Here is a 16,594-nt window from a genome sequence, read left to right on the forward strand (position 1 = left end):
ATGCCCGTCCTCGCCAAGATCTGCGGCCTCGCCACGGCCGACACGCTCGACGCCGCCGTCGCGGGCGGTGCCAGCCATGTCGGCTTCGTCTTCTTCCCGCCCTCGCCCCGCCATCTCGGCTACGACCGCGCCTCGGGCCTCGCCGCTCGCGTGCCGGGCCATGTCGCCCGCGTCGGCGTGTTCGTCGACCCCGACGACGCGCTGCTCGACGAGGCGGTGCGCGCCGCGCGGCTCGACGCCGTCCAGCTCCACAAGACCGCGCCCGAGCGCACCGCCATCATCCGCGCGCGCACCGGCCGCGAGACCTGGGCGGCGGTCGCGGTGAAGACCCGCGCCGACCTCGACCAGGCCCGCCACTATGCCGGCGCCGCCGACCGCATCCTCTACGACGCCAAGACCCCGCCCGGCGCGGCCCTGCCCGGCGGCATGGGGCTGCGCTTCGACTGGACGTTGCTCGACAACTTCCGCCACCCCCTGCCCTGGGCGCTGTCCGGCGGGCTCGATCCCGCCAATGTCGCAGAGGCGATCCGGCGCACCACCGCGCCGCTGGTCGACGTCTCCTCGGGCGTCGAGAGCGCGCCCGGCGTCAAGGATGTGGACAAGATCGCGGCGTTCCTTAAGGCGACGCGGTCATGAACGCGCCCAACTCCTTCCGCACCCAGCCCGACGAGCGGGGGCATTTCGGCCAGTTCGGCGGCCGCTTCGTCGCCGAGACGCTGATGCCGCTGATCCTCGACCTCGACCGCGAATATCGCGCGGCCAAGGTCGATCCCGCCTTCCGCGCCGAGTTCGACGACCTGCTCGAACATTATGTCGGCCGCCCCAGCCCACTCTACCATGCCGAGCGGCTCTCCGCGGCGCTGCGTGACGGCGCGCCGGAGGGGATGGGCGCGCAGGTCTGGTTCAAGCGCGACGAGCTGAACCACACCGGCGCGCACAAGATCAACAACTGCCTCGGCCAGATCCTGCTCGCGATCCGCATGGGCAAGACCCGCATCATCGCGGAGACGGGCGCCGGCCAGCATGGCGTCGCCACCGCCGCGGTCTGCGCGCGCTTCGGCCTCCCTTGCGTCATCTACATGGGCGCCAAGGACGTCGAGCGGCAGCAACCGAACGTCTTCCGCATGAAGCTCCTCGGCGCGGAGGTCCGCCCCGTCACCAGCGGCGCGCAGACCCTGTCGGATGCCATGAACGAGGGGCTGCGCGACTGGGTCGCGAACGTCCACGACACCTTCTACATCATCGGCACCGCCGCCGGCCCGCACCCCTATCCCGAGCTCGTCCGCGACTTCCAGAGCGTGATCGGTCGCGAGGCGCGCGAGCAGATGATGGCGCGCACCGGCCGCCTGCCCGACCTGCTGGTCGCGGCGATCGGCGGCGGCTCCAACGCGATCGGGCTGTTCCACCCGTTCCTCGACGATCCCTCGGTCGGGATGCTCGGCGTCGAGGCGGCAGGCCATGGGCTCGAGGGCAGCGAACATGCCGCCAGCCTCGCGGGCGGCTTTCCCGGCGTGCTCCACGGCAACAAGACCTATCTGCTGCAGGACGAGGACGGCCAGATCGCCGAGGGTCATTCGATCTCGGCGGGTCTCGACTATCCCGGCATCGGGCCCGAACATGCCTGGCTGCGCGACATCGGCCGCGTGGAATATGACAGCGCCACCGATGCCGAGGCGCTCGACGCCTTCCAGCTCCTCTGCCGGACCGAGGGCATCATCCCCGCCCTCGAACCCAGCCACGCCATCGCCGCCGTCGCCCGCCGCGCGCGGACGATGCCGCAGGACGCGATCATCCTCGCCAATCTGTGCGGCCGGGGCGACAAGGACATCTTCACCGTCGCGAACGCGCTGGGGGTGGCGATATGACGCAAGTTCCGGCGATGGTTCTCGTATCGGGTCATCCCAGCGCAGGCTGGGATCTTTCGGTTGTTGAGCGCGGCGCTCGCCTCAAAAAGATCCCAGCCTTCGCTGGGATGACGCCCGAAGCTGGTGTCGCTCGGCCGTGCCGCATCGGCCAGCTCAGCGCCGACCGGACGCTGTTTGTGACGGCGCGCAACACCTGCCCATCACCCAGCTCAAAGTCCGCCGCATGACCACCCGCCTCAGCGCCGCCTTCGCCAAGGGCCACCCCGCCCTCGTCGCCTTCGTCACCGCCGGCGACCCGACCCCCGCCGCGACTCCGGCGATCCTCGACGCGATCGTTGCGGGCGGAGCGGACGTGGTCGAGCTGGGCATGCCCTTTACCGACCCGATGGCGGACGGCCCCGCCATCCAGTCGGCGAACATCCGCAGTCTCGCCGCCGGCACCCGCACCGCCGATGTGCTGGCCATCGCCAAGGGCTTCCGCGCACGCCACCCGGACGTGCCGCTGGTGCTCATGGGCTATGCCAACCCGATGCTCCGCCGCGGCTCGGAATGGTTCGCCGCCGAGGCGGCGACAGCCGGCGTCGATGGCGTGATCTGCGTCGACATCCCGCCCGAGGAAGACGATGCGCTCGGCCCCGCGCTTCGCGCTGCGGCCATCGCCCCGATCCGCCTCGCCACGCCCACCACCGATGCGGCGCGCATCGGCGAGGTGCTGGCGGGCGCAGAGGGCTTTCTCTACTACGTCTCGGTCGCCGGCATCACCGGCCTGCAACAGGCCGCCACCGGCTCGATCGAAGAGGCGACCGCCCGGCTGAAGGCCGCGACCGACCTGCCCGTCGCGGTCGGCTTCGGCATCCGCACCCCCGAACAGGCCGCGGCCGTCGCGCGCGTCGCCGACGGCGTCGTGGTCGGCTCGGCGATCGTCGATCTGGTGGCGCAGCATGGCGCGGCCGCACCCGCGCCCGTCGCCGCATTCGTCCGCAGCCTGGCCGACGCCATCGCCGCGGCCCGCAAGGAGTAACGCCATGACCTGGCTCAACAGCGTCCGCAACGCGCTCGCCTTCCGCACCAAGAAGGAAACGCCCGACAATCTCTGGCACAAGTGCAAGGGTTGCGGGCAGATGATCTTCACGCGCGAGCTGGAAGAGAATCTCTACGTCTGCCCCAAATGCGAGCACCATGAGCGGATCGGCCCCAAGATGCGCTTCGCCCAGGTGCTGGACGAGGGCAGCTGCCAGGCGCTTCCCGCACCCAGGGTGCCCGAAGACCCGCTGAAATTCCGCGACTCGAAGAAATATGTCGACCGGATCAAGGCCGCCCGCACCGCCACCGCGGAGCCGGACGCGCTGCTCAATGCGCGCGGCACGATCGAGGGGCATCGCGTCGTCATGGGCGTGCAGGACTTCGCCTTCATGGGCGGCTCGATGGGCCTTGCGGTCGGCGAGGCGTTCGTCCGCGGCGTGGAGGCGGCGATCGCCGATCGCTGCCCCTATCTGATCTTCACCGCGGCCGGCGGCGCGCGGATGCAGGAAGGCATCCTCAGCCTGATGCAGATGCCGCGCAGCACCGTCGCGATGCAGATGCTCCACGACGCGGGCCTGCCCTATATCGTCGTGCTGACCGACCCCACTACCGGCGGCGTCACCGCCAGCTATGCGATGCTGGGCGATATCCAGATCGCCGAGCCGGGCGCGCTGATCGGCTTTGCCGGCCAGCGGGTGATCGAAAGCACGATCCGCGAGAAGCTGCCCGAGGGGTTCCAGCGCGCCGAATATCTGCTGGAGCACGGGATGCTCGACATGGTCGTCCACCGCCGCGACCTGCGCGCGCGACTGGCGCAAGTGATCGGCTATCTCTGCCACCGCCGCGCGGCCTGATCCCAATCCTCCCCCGCCAGGGGGAGGATAAGAGGCCGCTGGAGGCGGATGACACGAGGTTGACCGTTCGTGCTGAGCGAAGTCGAAGCACAGGCAGCTTCCAAGCCCTTCGACTGCGCTCAGGGCGAACGGCAGGAAGCGGGCAGTCCCCAGGCCAACCTTTTCTCACCCCCCCATCCTTCGGCTTCCCCCGCGCATCTCCACCGCGCCCATGCTACACTCCTGCGCAGACCGCATCCCGGAAAGGCCCCGCCCATGCCCGACCACGCCGTCTCCTCCTCACCCGCAGTGCAGGCGCAGCTCGACCGGCTCGCCCTCCTCTCGCCGGGGGCGGACATGCTGGGACTGGAGCGGATCACGCGGCTGCTCGCACGTCTCGGCGACCCCCATCTCGCGCTGCCGCCCGTGTTCCACGTCGCCGGCACCAACGGCAAAGGCTCGACCTGCGCGTTCCTCCGGGCCGCGATCGAGGCGGCGGGCCATTCGGTCCATGTCTTCTCCAGCCCGCACCTCGTCCGCTTCAACGAGCGTATCCGCATTGCCGGCGAGCTGGTCAGCGACGCGCAGCTCGCCGGACTGCTGGCCGAGGTACTCGACGTCGCGGACGGGATCGCGCCCAGCTTCTTCGAGGTGACGACCGCCGCCGCCTTCCTCGCCTTCGCGCGCGCGCCTGCCGCCGCCACGATCGTCGAGGTCGGGCTCGGCGGGCGGCTCGATGCCACGAACGTCGTCGCCCGGCCCGCAGTCACCGGCATCGCCGCGCTCGGGCTCGACCATCAGGCCTTCCTGGGCGAGTCGGTGCCGGCGATCGCCGCGGAAAAGGCGGGAATCGCCAAGCGCGGCGTCCCGTTGGTCACCATGGACTATGCCGCCGCTGCCCGCGCACGGATCGCAGCGGTGGCGGAGGCGGCGGGGGCGCCCGTCCTCGCCCGCGGCCGCGACTGGCAGAGCGCCACCGCGCGCAGCACCCTGCGCTATACCGATCCCGGCTTTGCCGTCGTCACCCGCCGCCCGCGGCTGGTCGGCGCGCACCAGTCGCGCAACCTCGCCCTCGCCATCGCGATGCTCCGGCATCAGGGCGCGGTGGCGGTGCCCGAGGCTGCGATGCGCGCCGCGGCGGACTGGGCGAGCTGGCCCGCGCGGATGCAGCGCCTGTCGCCCGGGCCGCTCTTCGATCGCCTGCCCGCGGGATCGGAACTCTGGCTCGATGGCGCCCATAACCCGTCCGCCGCCGCGCCGGTCGCACGCGCGCTGCGGCGCCTCGGCCGGGGCAAGCCGGTCGTGCTGGTCCTGGGCATGCTCGCCAACAAGGATGCCGCCGGCGTGCTGCGCCTGCTCGCGCCAGTCGTCGACCGCGTGCTCGCCGTACCGGTGCCCGGACACGAGCATCATTCGCCCGAGGCGCTGGTGCAGATCGCCGGCGCCCTCGGCATATCGGCCGATACGGCCGACGGCATCGCCGCCGCGCTCGACCTCGTGACCGAGCCCGCTTTGTGTCTCGTGGCGGGCTCGCTCTATCTCGCCGGAACGGCGCTCGCCGGGAACGACGAACCGCCCCAGTGAACGACACATTTATTGCTATTGACTTGCAATAACGTGCAAGCGAGGATGATGGCCTGTTCCAGAGAGAGGCCAGTCATGACCCCGACGATCACCCTCCTCCCCCATGCCCTGCCCACCTGCCCGAATGCGCGGCTGGTGCTGTTCGCGATGCGGCGGATGGGCGCCCACGGCCTGGCGGACGCCCGGGCGGCGCACGCGATCTTCACCGACTTCGGTCAAAGCTTCCGTCGCCCGCTCGTCCTGATGCGCGCGCTGATGAGTGATCTGGCCCATTCCGCGGAGGGGACGATCGCGATCGCGCCCTGCTGCTGCGCGCGGATGACGCCGGCAGAGGCCGCGCTCATCACCATCCTCGCCCGCATCGAGACCGCGCCGGACAGCGCGCGCTTCCTGATGGCCGACCTGCTCGGCACGCGCCGCGTGGAAGGAACGCTGATGTCCGCCGCCGCCCTCGCCGCAGCCTTCGCCGATGAGGGGCGGCCGGTGGTGGGCTGACGGTGCTATTGAAGCCGGTGCGTTAATCTTTGCGCACGTCTCCCGGCCCGGCAGTGCCTGCGCTGCCGATCGACTCGTCCACCAGGCCGGTGCGCGCCATCCACCAGAACAGCAGAACCCCCGGCAACGCTGCGATCGTCGTGAGCAGATAAAAATTCACATAGCCCATCTGCTCGACCAGCCACCCGGCGCTCGTTCCGGTCAGCAAGCGACCGACCGCGCTCGCCGCAGCCGAGATCAGTGCATATTGCGCCGCCGTGAAGCGCAGATCGCACAGCGCGGAGAAATAGGCGATCACGGTCACGCCTCCGATCCCACTTGCGATATTCTCGAATCCGATCGCGCCGGCCATGCCCCAGTTGCTGTGCCCTGCCGCGGCGAGCGCCGCGAAGCTGGCATTGGAAATCGCCATGAGGATTAGGCTGATGAGGACGGAACGCCGCAATCCGAGCCGGGCATAGAGCGCGCCGCCGATAAAGATGCCGAGCAGATAGGCCCAGAAGCCGACGCCCACATCGTACAGCGCAATCTCGTCATTCGAGTAGCCGAGATCGTCGAACAACAGGCGGACCACGAGCTGCCCCAGCGTGTCGCCAATCTTGTGCAGCAGGATGAAGGCCAGCACGATGATCGCGCCCGGCCTGCGAAAGAATTCGATGAACGGACCGGCGATCGAGGCCCATAGCTCCGCAGCCCCGCGCCGCGCGACAGGCTCGCGATGCCGTGTCGGTTCACCCATGACCAGCGCGACCGCCATTGCGGGCAGCGCGAAGCTGGCACAGGCGAGATAAGCCACCGACCAACCGACCCGCGCCGCCAGCACCAGCGCCAGCCCGCCGGCCGCGACCGAACCGATCCGCCAGCCATATTGGGTCATCCCCGACCCGACACCGAGTTGATAGGGCTTGAGCGTTTCGATCCGATAGGCGTCGATGACGATGTCAAACGTTGCGCCTGCCAGACCGACAAGGAGAGCCGCGGTCACCGTGGCGCCCAGATTGGCTGCCGGATCGACCAGTGCCAGATTGGCGACAGCCGCCATGGTGAGAAGGCCGGCAAGCAGCATCCAAGATACGCGCTGCCCCAGCGCGCCAAGCACCGGTAGTCGCACGCCGTCGACGGCCCAGGCCCAGAGCGGTTTAAGATTGTAGACAAAGAAAGCGAGGGTGAAGGCGGTGATCGTCTTCTTGTCGATTCCGTCCTGCGCCAGTCGCGTGGTCAGCGTCGCGCCGATCATAGCATAGGGGAAGCCGGAGGAGATGCCGAGCAGGAAGGCCGCGATCGGCTCCTTCTCGACATAAGGGCGCAATCCCGAGCGACCGACCGCTACTGTCATTCCAACTTACCCCGCGCGCAACTGCCGCGAACCATAGCGCGCCGCAACGCCCGCGCCAGAGGCTCCGCGTCAGGCCGCCGACTGGAAGAGCTGGAAGCCCGGCGGTAGGCGGCGGGGGGTCTTGCCGGCGATGCCCGCCTCGACCGCGTCGATCGCGCCGACCAGATCCCGCTGGGCATAGGGCTTGGCGAGAACGCCGGCGGCGAGCGGGGTCGCCTCCGGCGGAAAGGCGCCGGTCACGAACAGCACCGGCACCCCCTGCCCCCGCGCCGCCCGGGCGACGTCGAGCCCGGAGCCGTCGGCCAGGTTCACGTCGACGACGACGAGATCGACCTGATCCTCGCCGAGCACCGACAGCGCGTCCGCGACGCGATCGACCGTCGCCACCACGACATAGCCGGCGTCGGACAGGACATGCTCGTTCTCGAACGCGACCAGCGGTTCGTCCTCGACGACGAGCAGGCGCTCGATATTCCTTTTCTTCCTCCCGAACAGCATCTTTGGTTCCGTTCGTTACGCTTGATCCTTGTAACGCATCGTGTTCGCGCGCGGTCGCAAAAGTTTTTTCGCCCCGGCACATAAAAACACCTGTATCGCGCTGGGGATGACGACCGACACTTCCCGTCCGGAGGGCGACCGTATCGCCAAGCTGCTGGCGCGGGCCGGCATCGCCTCGCGCCGCGAGATCGAGCGGATGATCGCCGAGGGCCGGATCGCGCGCGACGGCGTGACGATCGATACGCCGGCGACCGTGCTGCGCTCGCTCCACGGCATCACCGTGGACGGCAATCCCGTCGCCGCGCCGCCGCCTGCGCGCCTGTTCGTCTTCCACAAGCCGCCCGGCCTGCTGGTCACCGAACGCGATCCGCGCGGACGCCCGACGATCTACGATCGCCTACCCCGCGACCTGCCCCGGCTCGTGCCGGTCGGCCGACTCGATCTCGCCACCGAGGGGCTGTTGCTGCTGACCACCGATGGCGGGTTGAAACGCCAGCTGGAGCTGCCCGCGACCGGAGTCGAGCGCACCTATCGCGCCCGCGCCTATGGCGAGGTGACGCAGGCGATGCTCGAATCGCTGATCGAGGGGATCGAGATCGACGGCGTCCGCTACGGCTCGATCGACGCCAATCTCGAGCGGCGCACGGGCGCGAACGTCTGGATCGAGCTGACCCTGACCGAAGGCAAGAACCGCGAGGTCCGCCGCGTCCTCGAATATCTGGGACTGCAGGTCAGCCGGCTGATCCGCACCCGCTACGGCCCCTTCATCCTCGGCGACCTTCCGGTTGGAGAGATCGGCGAGGTGCGCCAGCACGAGCTCGTCGCCTTCCGCCAGACGCTGACCGGACGCCGGCCGCGCGGCGCGGACCTGGGCGAGACCGTCGCGGTCGCCCCCCGCCCCCGGCCGGAAGCCATCGCGCCACCGGCCGCCGCGCCCGCGGCACGGGCCCCCGCCCGCCCGCACGCGCCGGCGGGTGGCGCCGGCCAGCCCCACGCCACGTCACGACCGCGGTCGCCGCAGCAGCCCGGCCCGAATGCCACCCGGCCGGCCCGTCCCGCGCGGGCGCCCGATGGCGAACGGCGGCGCGCCGGCCCATCTTCAGGCGGCTCGCCAGCCGCGCGCGACACGGCGGCGCCTCGACCGACGCGGCCGGGCCGGACGGGCGATGGCGAGCGCAACGCCCGCCGCCCGGCCCCGCGCAAGCCCGGCGGCGGCACGCCGCGGCGGGGTCGCTGAGCGATGCGGGTTATCGCCGGCCAGTGGCGGGGTCGCCCGCTCGTCGCCCCAAAGGGCGACGCGACCCGCCCCACCGCCGACCGCACGCGCGAGGCGCTGTTCTCGATGCTCGCGAGCCGGCTGGGCACGTTCGACGGCCTGGCGGTCGCCGACCTGTTTGCCGGCTCGGGCGCGCTGGGTATCGAGGCGCTGTCGCGCGGCGCGGCGTCTTGCCTGTTCGTCGAGCAGGATCGCACGGCGCTCGATGCCCTGAAGGCCAATCTGGCGAAGCTCGACACGCGCGGCGATGTGCGCGCCGCATCCGTGCTGGCCCTCGGTCCGGCGGCGAAGCCGATGGACCTCGTCATGATGGACCCGCCCTATGGCACCGGCGCGGGCTCTGTCGCGCTCGACAAGCTGGCGCGGCTGGGCTGGATCGGGCCGGCGACCTGGGTCAGCATCGAGACCGACAAGGCGGAGGAGATCCAGGTCGCGGGCTTCACCGTCGACGCGAGCCGCGTCCACGGCAAGGCCCGGCTGACGCTGCTGCGCCGCGATCAGTCGGGGCAGTCGGCGTCGATATAGAGATAGGCGGGGTCGAACTCGCCGATCCGACGCAAGCGTACCGGATCGTGGATGGTCACCTCGCCCGAGCGCCAGGTCATGATGTCCTGCTCGCGCAACGATCGCAGTACGCGATTGACGTGGACATTGGTAAGGCCGCAGGCGTCGGCCAGATCGATCTGCTTGAGCGGCAGGGCGAAGCTGCCGTCGCCGGCGAGGCCGACCGCCTGCAATCGGGCATGAAGCTCGGCGACGAAATGCGCAATGCGGCCCTCCGCGCCGAGCCGCCCGACCCGGAAGATCCACATGCGGTGCATCGCGGCGTCCAGCAGCGTCGCATACCAGAGCATTCGCGTGAGATCGGGGCGTTCCCCGGTCAGCCGATGGAGCGTCTCGTGCTGCCATACCGCGACACGGACGGGGCCGAGCGCCATCACATCGTGTTCGAGCCGCTTCAGCGGATAGCCGTGGAGATCGACGAAATCGCCGGGCACGTGGAGTGCGACCAGCTGCCGCGCGCCGTTGCGATCGTCGATATAGCGGCAGATCGTGCCTTCCAGCAGCAGGGTGCTGGCCATAACGAGTTCGCCCGCCCTCACCAGCATGTGTCGGGCCGGAAGCTCGCGAATCTGATCGACCGAGGCGTCGAGCGTCGCTCTCTGCTCGGGCGTCAGGCACTGGTCGATCCGCCGCTTCAACCTGACATGATCGATCTGCCCTGCCGTCGCCAAGCCGTTGCTCCCTGTTGCGGCCGGATCGACGCGATCCCGGTTTAACGTAGAACAACCTGAAATGCCGAGTGTTCCGTCGCAAGCCGTCCGACGGGAATGCCCGGTCGGAAATTGTTCCACGTGGAACAATTGGGGAACAGACTATCAAGGGATCACCGGGACCCACTGCGCCGGGCTTTCGCCCGGCGCGACCCGATCGAGCTGGCGTCATCGTGCTCTAGAAGCCGAAGCGCGCCCGCGCGACCAGGCGGTCGCCGCTGTGTCGGCCGTCCCCATAGGAGGACGTTACCGCATCGCGCGCGATGTCGGAGCCGACATATTCGACCGCCAGCGTCAGCGGACCGGTGACATGCTCCACGCCGACGCGCCAGTCGGTGTAGCGGCCGGCCGGTCGCAGCCGCGCAGCGCGATCGGGGTCGTCGACGCTGCCCGAGGACCGGCCGACGTCCGCCAGCAGCGTGAAAGGCGTCGACGGGATGCCCAGCGTCGCGCCGGCCCTCAGATAGAGATTGTCGCCGCCGATCGCGGCCTGGTCGGGCGCGTAGTCGGCCCCCAGGGTCAGCTGCGCGGGGCCCAGCGTATAGCGCGCCTCCGCCGTCAGCTCGCCATAGTCCATCCGCCGGTCCGCCCCGGTGAAGAGATGGGCGGTGGCGCCGACGCCGAGACGCAGGCCGCTCACATCCCAGCCGGTGCCGAGCGACAGGTCCGCCACCGCATCCGCGCCCGCATGACGGGGCGAGCCGCGCGTCGCCGCGATCCGCGCGCCCGCGTCGATGGCCCCGAAGCTGCCATAGGCATCGGCCGACAGCGACGGATCCCCGCCGCTCCAGCTCAGCCCGCGCCGCCGCTCGTCGGTGGTCGCCTCGACGCCCGCACCCAGCGTCGACTGGGCCACGGCCGGAACCGCCGCGGCGAGGGCGCATCCCCCCGCCACGACCCTCATCCCTCGCGACAGTCTCATCCGGCAGCGCGATTCGCGTGCATCTGGTCGAGTTCGGCGCGCAGGACCGAATGGTCCTCCTCCGCGATCGCCATCATCTCCTGCCGTACCCGATCGGTGCGCAACGCGACCTCGCGTGCGATCTGGGCGCGCTGGCCGCTGCACCAGCCGGCGCGGCTGCCCTCGACCACCGCGTCGCGGCTGATCGAGCGGGTCATGATGCTGCCGCCGGGATGCTGCGCCTGGCGCTCCACCGTCAGGCCGGCGCTCCACAGGCAGCGCAGCGTCGAGGCGCGGCCGCCCGGGGTCGCGGCGCCGACCTGCCGGTGGCTCACGGCGACATCGGCGCGATAGACCGCGTCCACCGCGCCGCCATGATGTTCGATCCGCACCCGATGCTCGGTCGCCGCCGCGGGCGCGGCGGCAGCGATCGTGCCGGTTATCAGGGCGGCCCAGAGGGTCGTCTTCATCATCGTCTCCTTGCGGTCGCTCCGCCCCATTATTGGTCGGTAGCGTACAGAATGAATGATCGAGACGGCGCAGAGTTGCCCGAAAACCGGTGTTTCCGGCGCGTCAGGCGCGCGCCTCCGCCACCCCGCCCGAATTGTGCCGGAGCGCGCCCAGGACGGTCGCGACGATATGGTCCGCGTCCAGCCCGGCCGCGGCATATTGCGCCTGGGGCGAGTCCTGATCCTGGAAGATGTCGGGCAGGCGCATGGTGCGCAGCTTCAGCCCGCCATCGATCAGCCCGGCATCGGACGCCAGCGTCAGCACATGCGCGCCGAGGCCGCCGATCGCATTCTCCTCGATCGTCACCGCGACCTCGTGCGTGGCGAGCAGCCGGCGGATCAGCGCCTCGTCGAGCGGCTTGGCGAAGCGCAGGTCTGCGATGGTGGTCGAGAGGCCCTTGGCCTCGAGCTGGTCGGCGGCCTTGATCGCCTCCGCCAGGCGGGTGCCGAGCGACAGGATTGCGACCGTCTTGCCCTCGCGCACCAGCCGGCCCTTGCCGATCTCCAGCCGCTCGGGCGTTTCGGGCAAGGCGACGCCGGTGCCGTTGCCGCGCGGATAGCGGACGGCGATCGGACCGCTGTCGTGGAGCGCGCAGGTATGCGTCATATGGACCAGCTCCGCCTCATCGGCGGCGGCCATCACGACGAAATTGGGCAGGGTCGCCAGATAGGTGACGTCGAAGCTGCCGGCATGGGTGGCGCCGTCCGCACCGACCAGCCCGGCGCGGTCGATCGCGAAACGGACCGGCAGGTTCTGGATCGCGACGTCATGCACCACCTGGTCATAGGCGCGCTGAAGGAAGGTGGAGTAGATCGCGCAGAAGGGCCGCATTCCCTGCGCCGCAAGGCCGGCGGCGAAGGTGACGGCGTGCTGCTCGGCGATGCCGACGTCGAAGAACCGGTCGGGATGCGCGGCGGCGAAGGTGTCGAGGCCGGTGCCAGACGGCATCGCCGCGGTGATCGCGCAGATCGTCGGATCGCGGCCGGCTTCCTTGGTCAGCTGCGCGCCGAAGACGTTCTGATATTGCGGTGGTCCCGGCGGCGCCTTGGCCTGCGCGCCGGTGATGACGTCGAACTTCTGGACGCCGTGATATTTGTCCGCCGCCGCCTCGGCCGGGGCATAGCCCTTGCCCTTCTTGGTGACGACATGGATCAGGATCGGCCCTTCCTCGGCGTCGCGGACATTCTCCAGCACCGGAATGAGATGGTCGAGATTATGGCCGTCGATCGGGCCGACATAGTAAAAGCCCAGTTCCTCGAACAACGTGCCACCCATGGTCATGCCGCGGGCGAACTCGTCGGTCTTGCGCGCGGCGGCGTGGATCGGGCGCGGCAGGCGGCGAGCGAACTTCCGCATCAGGTCGCGCAGGCCCAGGAACTCGCGGCTCGAGACAATGCGCGACAGATAGGCGGACAAGCCGCCGACCGGGGGCGCGATCGACATGTCGTTGTCGTTGAGGATCACGACCAGCCGGTTGCCCGCCTGCTCGGCATTGTTCATCGCCTCATAGGCCATGCCGGCGGACATGGCGCCGTCGCCGATCACCGCGATCGCCTTGCCCGGCGTGCCGGCGAGCTTGTTGGCGACGGCGAAGCCCAGCGCCGCCGAGATGGAGGTGGAGCTGTGCGCCGCGCCGAACGGGTCGTACTCGCTTTCCGACCGCTTGGTGAAGCCGGACAGTCCGCCGCCCTGGCGCAGCGTACGGATGCGCTCGCGCCGGCCGGTCAGGATCTTGTGCGGATAGCATTGGTGGCCGACGTCCCACACCAGCCGGTCGCGCGGGGTATCGAACACATAGTGGATCGCGACGGTCAGCTCCACCACGCCGAGGCCCGAGCCCAGATGCCCGCCGGTCGTGCCCACTGCAGAGATCGTTTCCGCGCGCAGCTCGTCAGCCAGCTGGCGCAGCTGATCGGGCTGGAGGGCGCGCAGCTCGGTGGGGGTGTGAACGGCGTCGAGCAACGGCGTTAGAGGTAGATCAACCATCAACGGGGTTTAGCCGAGCCCGGAACGGGTGTCGATTGGCCTTCCGCGTGTAACTTCGGTCAGCTTTCCGTGCAGGCCGCGCACAAGCCGCGCACCTCGACCACCGGGCGCACCGGCGCGAACCCCGCCGCCGAGGCCGCGCCACGCAGGTCCTGCGAGATGCGGTCATCGTCAATATGGTCGGTCCGCCCGCACCGGTCGCAGATCAGGAAGATGCAGTCGTGCAGGCAGCCGGGATGCGCGTTGACGATATAGGCGTTGGCGCTCTCGACCCGCTGGGCGAGGTTCGCCGCGACGAACAGGTCGAGGATACGATAGACGCTGTTGGCGACCACCCGACGCCCCTCCGCCCGCGACACCGCCTCGGCGATGTCATAGGCGCTGGCCGGTCGCTCGTTCGCGGCGAGCGCGGCATAGACGGCGGCGCGCATCGGCGTCCATTGCTCGCCCGCCCTTTTCATCGCGGCGCGCGCCGCGCTGGTCAGTTCCTCGCCGTGCGGTTCGGCATGGACGTGCGAATGGGCCATGCGATGCAGGTAGGTCGCGCGCCGGGGGCTGGCAAGCCGGCGTTGCCCCTGGTGCCGGCAGGGCCTAGATGGAGACATGCTCCAACCCAGCGCCGCGTTCATGTCCTCCGCCCGCCCGCGCCAGATCGCACGCTGGCTGTTCGTCGTCGCCGGCCTGATCGTGCTGATGGTCGTGGTAGGCGGGATCACCCGGCTGACCGAGTCGGGCCTGTCGATCACCCAGTGGAAGCCGATCAGCGGCACCCTCCCCCCGCTGACCGAGGCGGCGTGGCAGGCGGAGTTCGACCGGTACAAGCAGATCCCGGAATATGCGGCGTTCAACCAAGGCATGACGCTGGGCGGGTTCAAGGCGATCTTCTTCTGGGAATATCTGCACCGCCTGCTCGGCCGGGTGATCGGCGTCGCCTTCGCCCTGCCGCTGCTGTGGTTCGCGGCGAAGCGGCAGATCCCGGCCGGCTATGGCTGGCGGCTGACCGCGATCCTGATGCTGGGCGCGCTGCAGGGCGCGATCGGCTGGTGGATGGTCGCCTCCGGCCTGACCGAGCGGACCGATGTCAGCCACCTTCGCCTCGCGGTGCATCTCGTCACCGCGCTCGTCATCCTGGCGGGGACGGTCTGGACCGCGCTCGACCTGCTGAACCTCAACCGCACCGGCACCGCCTCGATCCCCGCACGCCTGTCGATCGGCACCGGCGCGGCGCTCGTCGCCCTCTACGTCCAGATCGTCTGGGGGGCGTTCACGGCCGGTCTCGATGCGGGCTATGCCTTCAACACCTGGCCGCGGATGGGCGACACCTTCTTCCCCGCCGGCGTGCCGCTGCTCAGCCCGGCCTGGACCAATGCGGTCGACAATCCGGTAGTGGTGCAGTTCATCCACCGCTGGCTCGCCTTTCTCGCCGCAGCCGGGCTGGTCTGGCTGGCGGTGCAGGCGACCCGGACCGGATCGCGCATCGGCTTCGCCGTGGTGGGACTGGTGACGCTGCAGATCTTCCTGGGCGTCGCGACGCTGATGACGGGCGTGCAGATCGAGGTGGCGGTGGCGCACCAGGCCAATGCCGCGCTGCTGCTGATCGCCGCGGTCGTCGCCGCCCACCGGGTCGGGACACGTCATCGGGTATGATAGTACCCGTCAGCAATGCGCCGGAAATCTTGACTTCCTGACGGTCCTGCGCCAAACGCCCGCCATCCGCGCTGCCCCGATGGGGCGGCGTGATTTCGTTTTCGGAAAGGTCTCACGCCCATGAAGGCGCTCATGAAGACCACCAAGTCGGCCAAGCCGCACGAGGTGGAGAAGAAGTGGCACATCGTCGACGCCACCGACCTGGTCGTCGGCCGCGCTGCGGTGGTGATCGCCAACGTCCTGCGCGGCAAGCACAAGACGTCGTTCACCCCGCATGTCGACTGCGGTGACAACGTCATCGTCATCAATGCCGACAAGATCCGCTTCACCGGCAACAAGGCCGCGCAGAAGGTCTATTACAAGCACACCGGCTATGCCGGCGGCATCAAGGGCGTGACTGCCGCCAAGGTGCTGGAGGGTCGCTTCCCCGAGCGCGTGCTGGAGAAGGCCGTGGAGCGCATGATCCCGCGCGGGCCGCTCGGCCGCCAGCAGATGCGCAACCTGCGCATCTTCAAGGGCGCGGAGCATCCGCACGAAGCCCAGAACCCCGAAGTCCTCGACATCGCCGGCATGAGCCGCAAGAACAAGGTGGGCGCATAATGTCCGACAACCGTCAGTCGCTTTCCGATCTGGCCGCCGCGCTCGGCCAGCAGCGCGCCGCTGCCGAGACTTCGTCCGACGCGCAGGCCGAGGCCTATATGGCCGGCCAGATCGACGCGCCGGTCCAGACCGCGCCGCTGCGGGCGCAGGAGCTCGACAAGTTCGGCCGCGCCTATGCCACCGGCCGCCGCAAGGACGCCGTCGCGCGCGTCTGGCTGAAGCCGGGCTCGGGCAAGATCACGATTAACGGTCGCGATCAGGAAGTCTATTTCGCGCGTCCGACGCTGCGCCTCGTCATCAACCAGGTGTTCGGCATCACCGAGCGCGAGGGCCAGTATGACGTGATCTGCACCGTCAAGGGCGGTGGCCTGTCGGGCCAGGCCGGCGCGGTGAAGCACGGCATCAGCCAGGCGATCACCAAGTACGAGCCGGCGCTGCGCGCCCCGGTGAAGGCTGCGGGCTTCCTGACCCGCGACAGCCGCACCGTCGAGCGCAAGAAGTACGGCCGCGCCAAGGCGCGTCGCAGCTTCCAGTTCTCGAAGCGCTAAGACTGGATGCTCGCCCGCGGCATCGCGGGTGGATCGGACAAGAGGCGGTGCCGGCGACGGCGCCGCCTTTTTCGTGCGTGGTGCTTGGAGAGCATCCCGGGGGGTGTTCGCAGAGGGGCGGAGATTTGCATTCGCGCAGAAGCGCTGAGGGCGCGAAGGAGTGGTATTGGTTGGAACCTAATGCCGCGGGAGCCTTGCATGCGGCGAGCTCTCGATCG

Annotated in this window: 18 protein-coding genes; 11 read left to right on the forward strand and 7 right to left on the reverse strand. The window is 69.7% G+C overall.

Annotated features, from left to right (window positions below; genetic code table 11):
• The 6 genes from IEX18_RS13315 to IEX18_RS13340 all read left to right on the forward strand — a co-directional run bounded on the left by IEX18_RS13315 (position 1) and on the right by IEX18_RS13340 (position 5,800).
• Positions 1 to 636 (forward strand): phosphoribosylanthranilate isomerase, encoded by a 636-nt coding sequence (locus IEX18_RS13315; protein WP_188659225.1) that lies wholly within the window; start codon positions 1 to 3, stop codon positions 634 to 636.
• A complete protein-coding gene (trpB, locus tag IEX18_RS13320) occupies positions 633 to 1,865 on the forward strand; it encodes a tryptophan synthase subunit beta (RefSeq protein ID WP_188659226.1) in 1,233 nt (410 codons plus the stop codon). Before IEX18_RS13315 ends, trpB begins: the two co-directional genes overlap by 4 nt.
• A gap of 223 nt (positions 1,866 to 2,088) precedes the next feature.
• Positions 2,089 to 2,886, forward strand: a complete 798-nt coding sequence (gene trpA / locus IEX18_RS13325; RefSeq protein WP_188659227.1) for a tryptophan synthase subunit alpha — start codon at positions 2,089 to 2,091, stop codon at positions 2,884 to 2,886.
• A 4-nt stretch (positions 2,887 to 2,890) separates the two neighbouring features.
• A complete protein-coding gene (gene accD, locus IEX18_RS13330; protein WP_188659228.1) occupies positions 2,891 to 3,742 on the forward strand; it encodes an acetyl-CoA carboxylase, carboxyltransferase subunit beta in 852 nt (283 codons plus the stop codon).
• 255 nt (positions 3,743 to 3,997) lie between these two features.
• Positions 3,998 to 5,305 (forward strand): bifunctional folylpolyglutamate synthase/dihydrofolate synthase, encoded by a 1,308-nt coding sequence (locus IEX18_RS13335; RefSeq protein ID WP_188659229.1) that lies wholly within the window; start codon positions 3,998 to 4,000, stop codon positions 5,303 to 5,305.
• A 75-nt stretch (positions 5,306 to 5,380) separates the two neighbouring features.
• On the forward strand, positions 5,381 to 5,800 hold the full coding sequence (locus IEX18_RS13340) for a DUF6628 family protein (protein WP_188659230.1): 420 nt from the start codon (positions 5,381 to 5,383) through the stop codon (positions 5,798 to 5,800).
• Between the two features lie 22 nt (positions 5,801 to 5,822).
• On the opposite strand, the gene IEX18_RS13345 is transcribed toward IEX18_RS13340, so the two are convergent.
• A complete protein-coding gene (locus tag IEX18_RS13345) occupies positions 5,823 to 7,136 on the reverse strand; it encodes an AmpG family muropeptide MFS transporter (protein ID WP_188659231.1) in 1,314 nt (437 codons plus the stop codon).
• Positions 7,137 to 7,205: 69 nt separating this feature from the next.
• Positions 7,206 to 7,634 carry a response regulator gene (locus IEX18_RS13350; RefSeq protein WP_188659232.1) on the reverse strand — a complete coding sequence of 143 codons (429 nt, stop codon included), beginning with the start codon at positions 7,632 to 7,634 and terminating at the stop codon, positions 7,206 to 7,208.
• A gap of 106 nt (positions 7,635 to 7,740) precedes the next feature.
• On the opposite strand from IEX18_RS13350, the gene IEX18_RS13355 reads away from it, so the two are divergent.
• Positions 7,741 to 8,871 (forward strand): pseudouridine synthase, encoded by a 1,131-nt coding sequence (locus tag IEX18_RS13355; protein ID WP_188659233.1) that lies wholly within the window; start codon positions 7,741 to 7,743, stop codon positions 8,869 to 8,871.
• A gap of 3 nt (positions 8,872 to 8,874) precedes the next feature.
• Positions 8,875 to 9,435 (forward strand): 16S rRNA (guanine(966)-N(2))-methyltransferase RsmD, encoded by a 561-nt coding sequence (gene rsmD, locus IEX18_RS13360; RefSeq protein ID WP_188659234.1) that lies wholly within the window; start codon positions 8,875 to 8,877, stop codon positions 9,433 to 9,435.
• Here rsmD and IEX18_RS13365 read toward each other — a convergent pair.
• The 5 genes from IEX18_RS13365 to IEX18_RS13385 all read right to left on the reverse strand — a co-directional run bounded on the left by IEX18_RS13365 (position 9,408) and on the right by IEX18_RS13385 (position 14,108).
• Entirely contained in the window at positions 9,408 to 10,145 is a 738-nt protein-coding gene (locus IEX18_RS13365) for a Crp/Fnr family transcriptional regulator (protein ID WP_229664559.1), read from the reverse strand. The genes rsmD and IEX18_RS13365 overlap by 28 nt on opposite strands.
• A 217-nt stretch (positions 10,146 to 10,362) precedes the next feature.
• Positions 10,363 to 11,088 (reverse strand): TorF family putative porin, encoded by a 726-nt coding sequence (locus IEX18_RS13370; RefSeq protein ID WP_188659450.1) that lies wholly within the window; start codon positions 11,086 to 11,088, stop codon positions 10,363 to 10,365.
• Positions 11,089 to 11,102: 14 nt separating this feature from the next.
• Positions 11,103 to 11,558: a hypothetical protein gene (locus IEX18_RS13375; RefSeq protein WP_229664560.1), complete on the reverse strand. Its 456-nt coding sequence runs from the start codon at positions 11,556 to 11,558 to the stop codon at positions 11,103 to 11,105.
• A gap of 100 nt (positions 11,559 to 11,658) precedes the next feature.
• The gene (gene dxs / locus IEX18_RS13380; RefSeq protein WP_188659235.1) at positions 11,659 to 13,581 is read right to left on the reverse strand and encodes a 1-deoxy-D-xylulose-5-phosphate synthase; all 1,923 of its coding nucleotides are present in this window, start codon (positions 13,579 to 13,581) and stop codon (positions 11,659 to 11,661) included.
• A 59-nt stretch (positions 13,582 to 13,640) separates the two neighbouring features.
• Positions 13,641 to 14,108 (reverse strand): Fur family transcriptional regulator, encoded by a 468-nt coding sequence (locus IEX18_RS13385; protein ID WP_188659236.1) that lies wholly within the window; start codon positions 14,106 to 14,108, stop codon positions 13,641 to 13,643.
• 76 nt (positions 14,109 to 14,184) lie between these two features.
• Between IEX18_RS13385 and IEX18_RS13390 the strand changes: the two genes are divergently transcribed.
• The 3 genes from IEX18_RS13390 to rpsI all read left to right on the forward strand — a co-directional run bounded on the left by IEX18_RS13390 (position 14,185) and on the right by rpsI (position 16,376).
• Positions 14,185 to 15,228 carry a COX15/CtaA family protein gene (locus tag IEX18_RS13390; RefSeq protein ID WP_188659237.1) on the forward strand — a complete coding sequence of 348 codons (1,044 nt, stop codon included), beginning with the start codon at positions 14,185 to 14,187 and terminating at the stop codon, positions 15,226 to 15,228.
• A gap of 120 nt (positions 15,229 to 15,348) precedes the next feature.
• Positions 15,349 to 15,828: a 50S ribosomal protein L13 gene (rplM, locus tag IEX18_RS13395; RefSeq protein WP_188659238.1), complete on the forward strand. Its 480-nt coding sequence runs from the start codon at positions 15,349 to 15,351 to the stop codon at positions 15,826 to 15,828.
• The gene (gene rpsI / locus IEX18_RS13400) at positions 15,828 to 16,376 is read left to right on the forward strand and encodes a 30S ribosomal protein S9 (RefSeq protein ID WP_188659239.1); all 549 of its coding nucleotides are present in this window, start codon (positions 15,828 to 15,830) and stop codon (positions 16,374 to 16,376) included. The genes rplM and rpsI overlap by 1 nt, the downstream gene beginning before the upstream one ends.
• Positions 16,377 to 16,594 lie beyond the last annotated feature (218 nt).

Origin of the sequence: Sphingomonas metalli (genome assembly GCF_014641735.1) — a bacterium.
GTDB lineage: Bacteria > Pseudomonadota > Alphaproteobacteria > Sphingomonadales > Sphingomonadaceae > Sphingomonas > Sphingomonas metalli.

What these genes read in the sequence shown, in the direction of transcription:
- IEX18_RS13315 (WP_188659225.1), top strand. Translation starts at nt 1, where the DNA reads ATGCCCGTCCTCGCCAAGATCTGCGGCCTCGCCACGGCCGACACGCTC.
- trpB (WP_188659226.1), top strand. Translation starts at nt 633, where the DNA reads ATGAACGCGCCCAACTCCTTCCGCACCCAGCCCGACGAGCGGGGGCAT.
- trpA (WP_188659227.1), top strand. Translation starts at nt 2,089, where the DNA reads ATGACCACCCGCCTCAGCGCCGCCTTCGCCAAGGGCCACCCCGCCCTC.
- accD (WP_188659228.1), top strand. Translation starts at nt 2,891, where the DNA reads ATGACCTGGCTCAACAGCGTCCGCAACGCGCTCGCCTTCCGCACCAAG.
- IEX18_RS13335 (WP_188659229.1), top strand. Translation starts at nt 3,998, where the DNA reads ATGCCCGACCACGCCGTCTCCTCCTCACCCGCAGTGCAGGCGCAGCTC.
- IEX18_RS13340 (WP_188659230.1), top strand. Translation starts at nt 5,381, where the DNA reads ATGACCCCGACGATCACCCTCCTCCCCCATGCCCTGCCCACCTGCCCG.
- IEX18_RS13345 (WP_188659231.1), bottom strand. Translation starts at nt 7,136, where the DNA reads ATGACAGTAGCGGTCGGTCGCTCGGGATTGCGCCCTTATGTCGAGAAG.
- IEX18_RS13350 (WP_188659232.1), bottom strand. Translation starts at nt 7,634, where the DNA reads ATGCTGTTCGGGAGGAAGAAAAGGAATATCGAGCGCCTGCTCGTCGTC.
- IEX18_RS13355 (WP_188659233.1), top strand. Translation starts at nt 7,741, where the DNA reads ATGACGACCGACACTTCCCGTCCGGAGGGCGACCGTATCGCCAAGCTG.
- rsmD (WP_188659234.1), top strand. Translation starts at nt 8,875, where the DNA reads ATGCGGGTTATCGCCGGCCAGTGGCGGGGTCGCCCGCTCGTCGCCCCA.
- IEX18_RS13370 (WP_188659450.1), bottom strand. Translation starts at nt 11,088, where the DNA reads ATGAGGGTCGTGGCGGGGGGATGCGCCCTCGCCGCGGCGGTTCCGGCC.
- IEX18_RS13375 (WP_229664560.1), bottom strand. Translation starts at nt 11,558, where the DNA reads ATGATGAAGACGACCCTCTGGGCCGCCCTGATAACCGGCACGATCGCT.
- dxs (WP_188659235.1), bottom strand. Translation starts at nt 13,581, where the DNA reads ATGGTTGATCTACCTCTAACGCCGTTGCTCGACGCCGTTCACACCCCC.
- IEX18_RS13385 (WP_188659236.1), bottom strand. Translation starts at nt 14,108, where the DNA reads ATGGCCCATTCGCACGTCCATGCCGAACCGCACGGCGAGGAACTGACC.
- IEX18_RS13390 (WP_188659237.1), top strand. Translation starts at nt 14,185, where the DNA reads ATGCTCCAACCCAGCGCCGCGTTCATGTCCTCCGCCCGCCCGCGCCAG.
- rplM (WP_188659238.1), top strand. Translation starts at nt 15,349, where the DNA reads ATGAAGGCGCTCATGAAGACCACCAAGTCGGCCAAGCCGCACGAGGTG.
- rpsI (WP_188659239.1), top strand. Translation starts at nt 15,828, where the DNA reads ATGTCCGACAACCGTCAGTCGCTTTCCGATCTGGCCGCCGCGCTCGGC.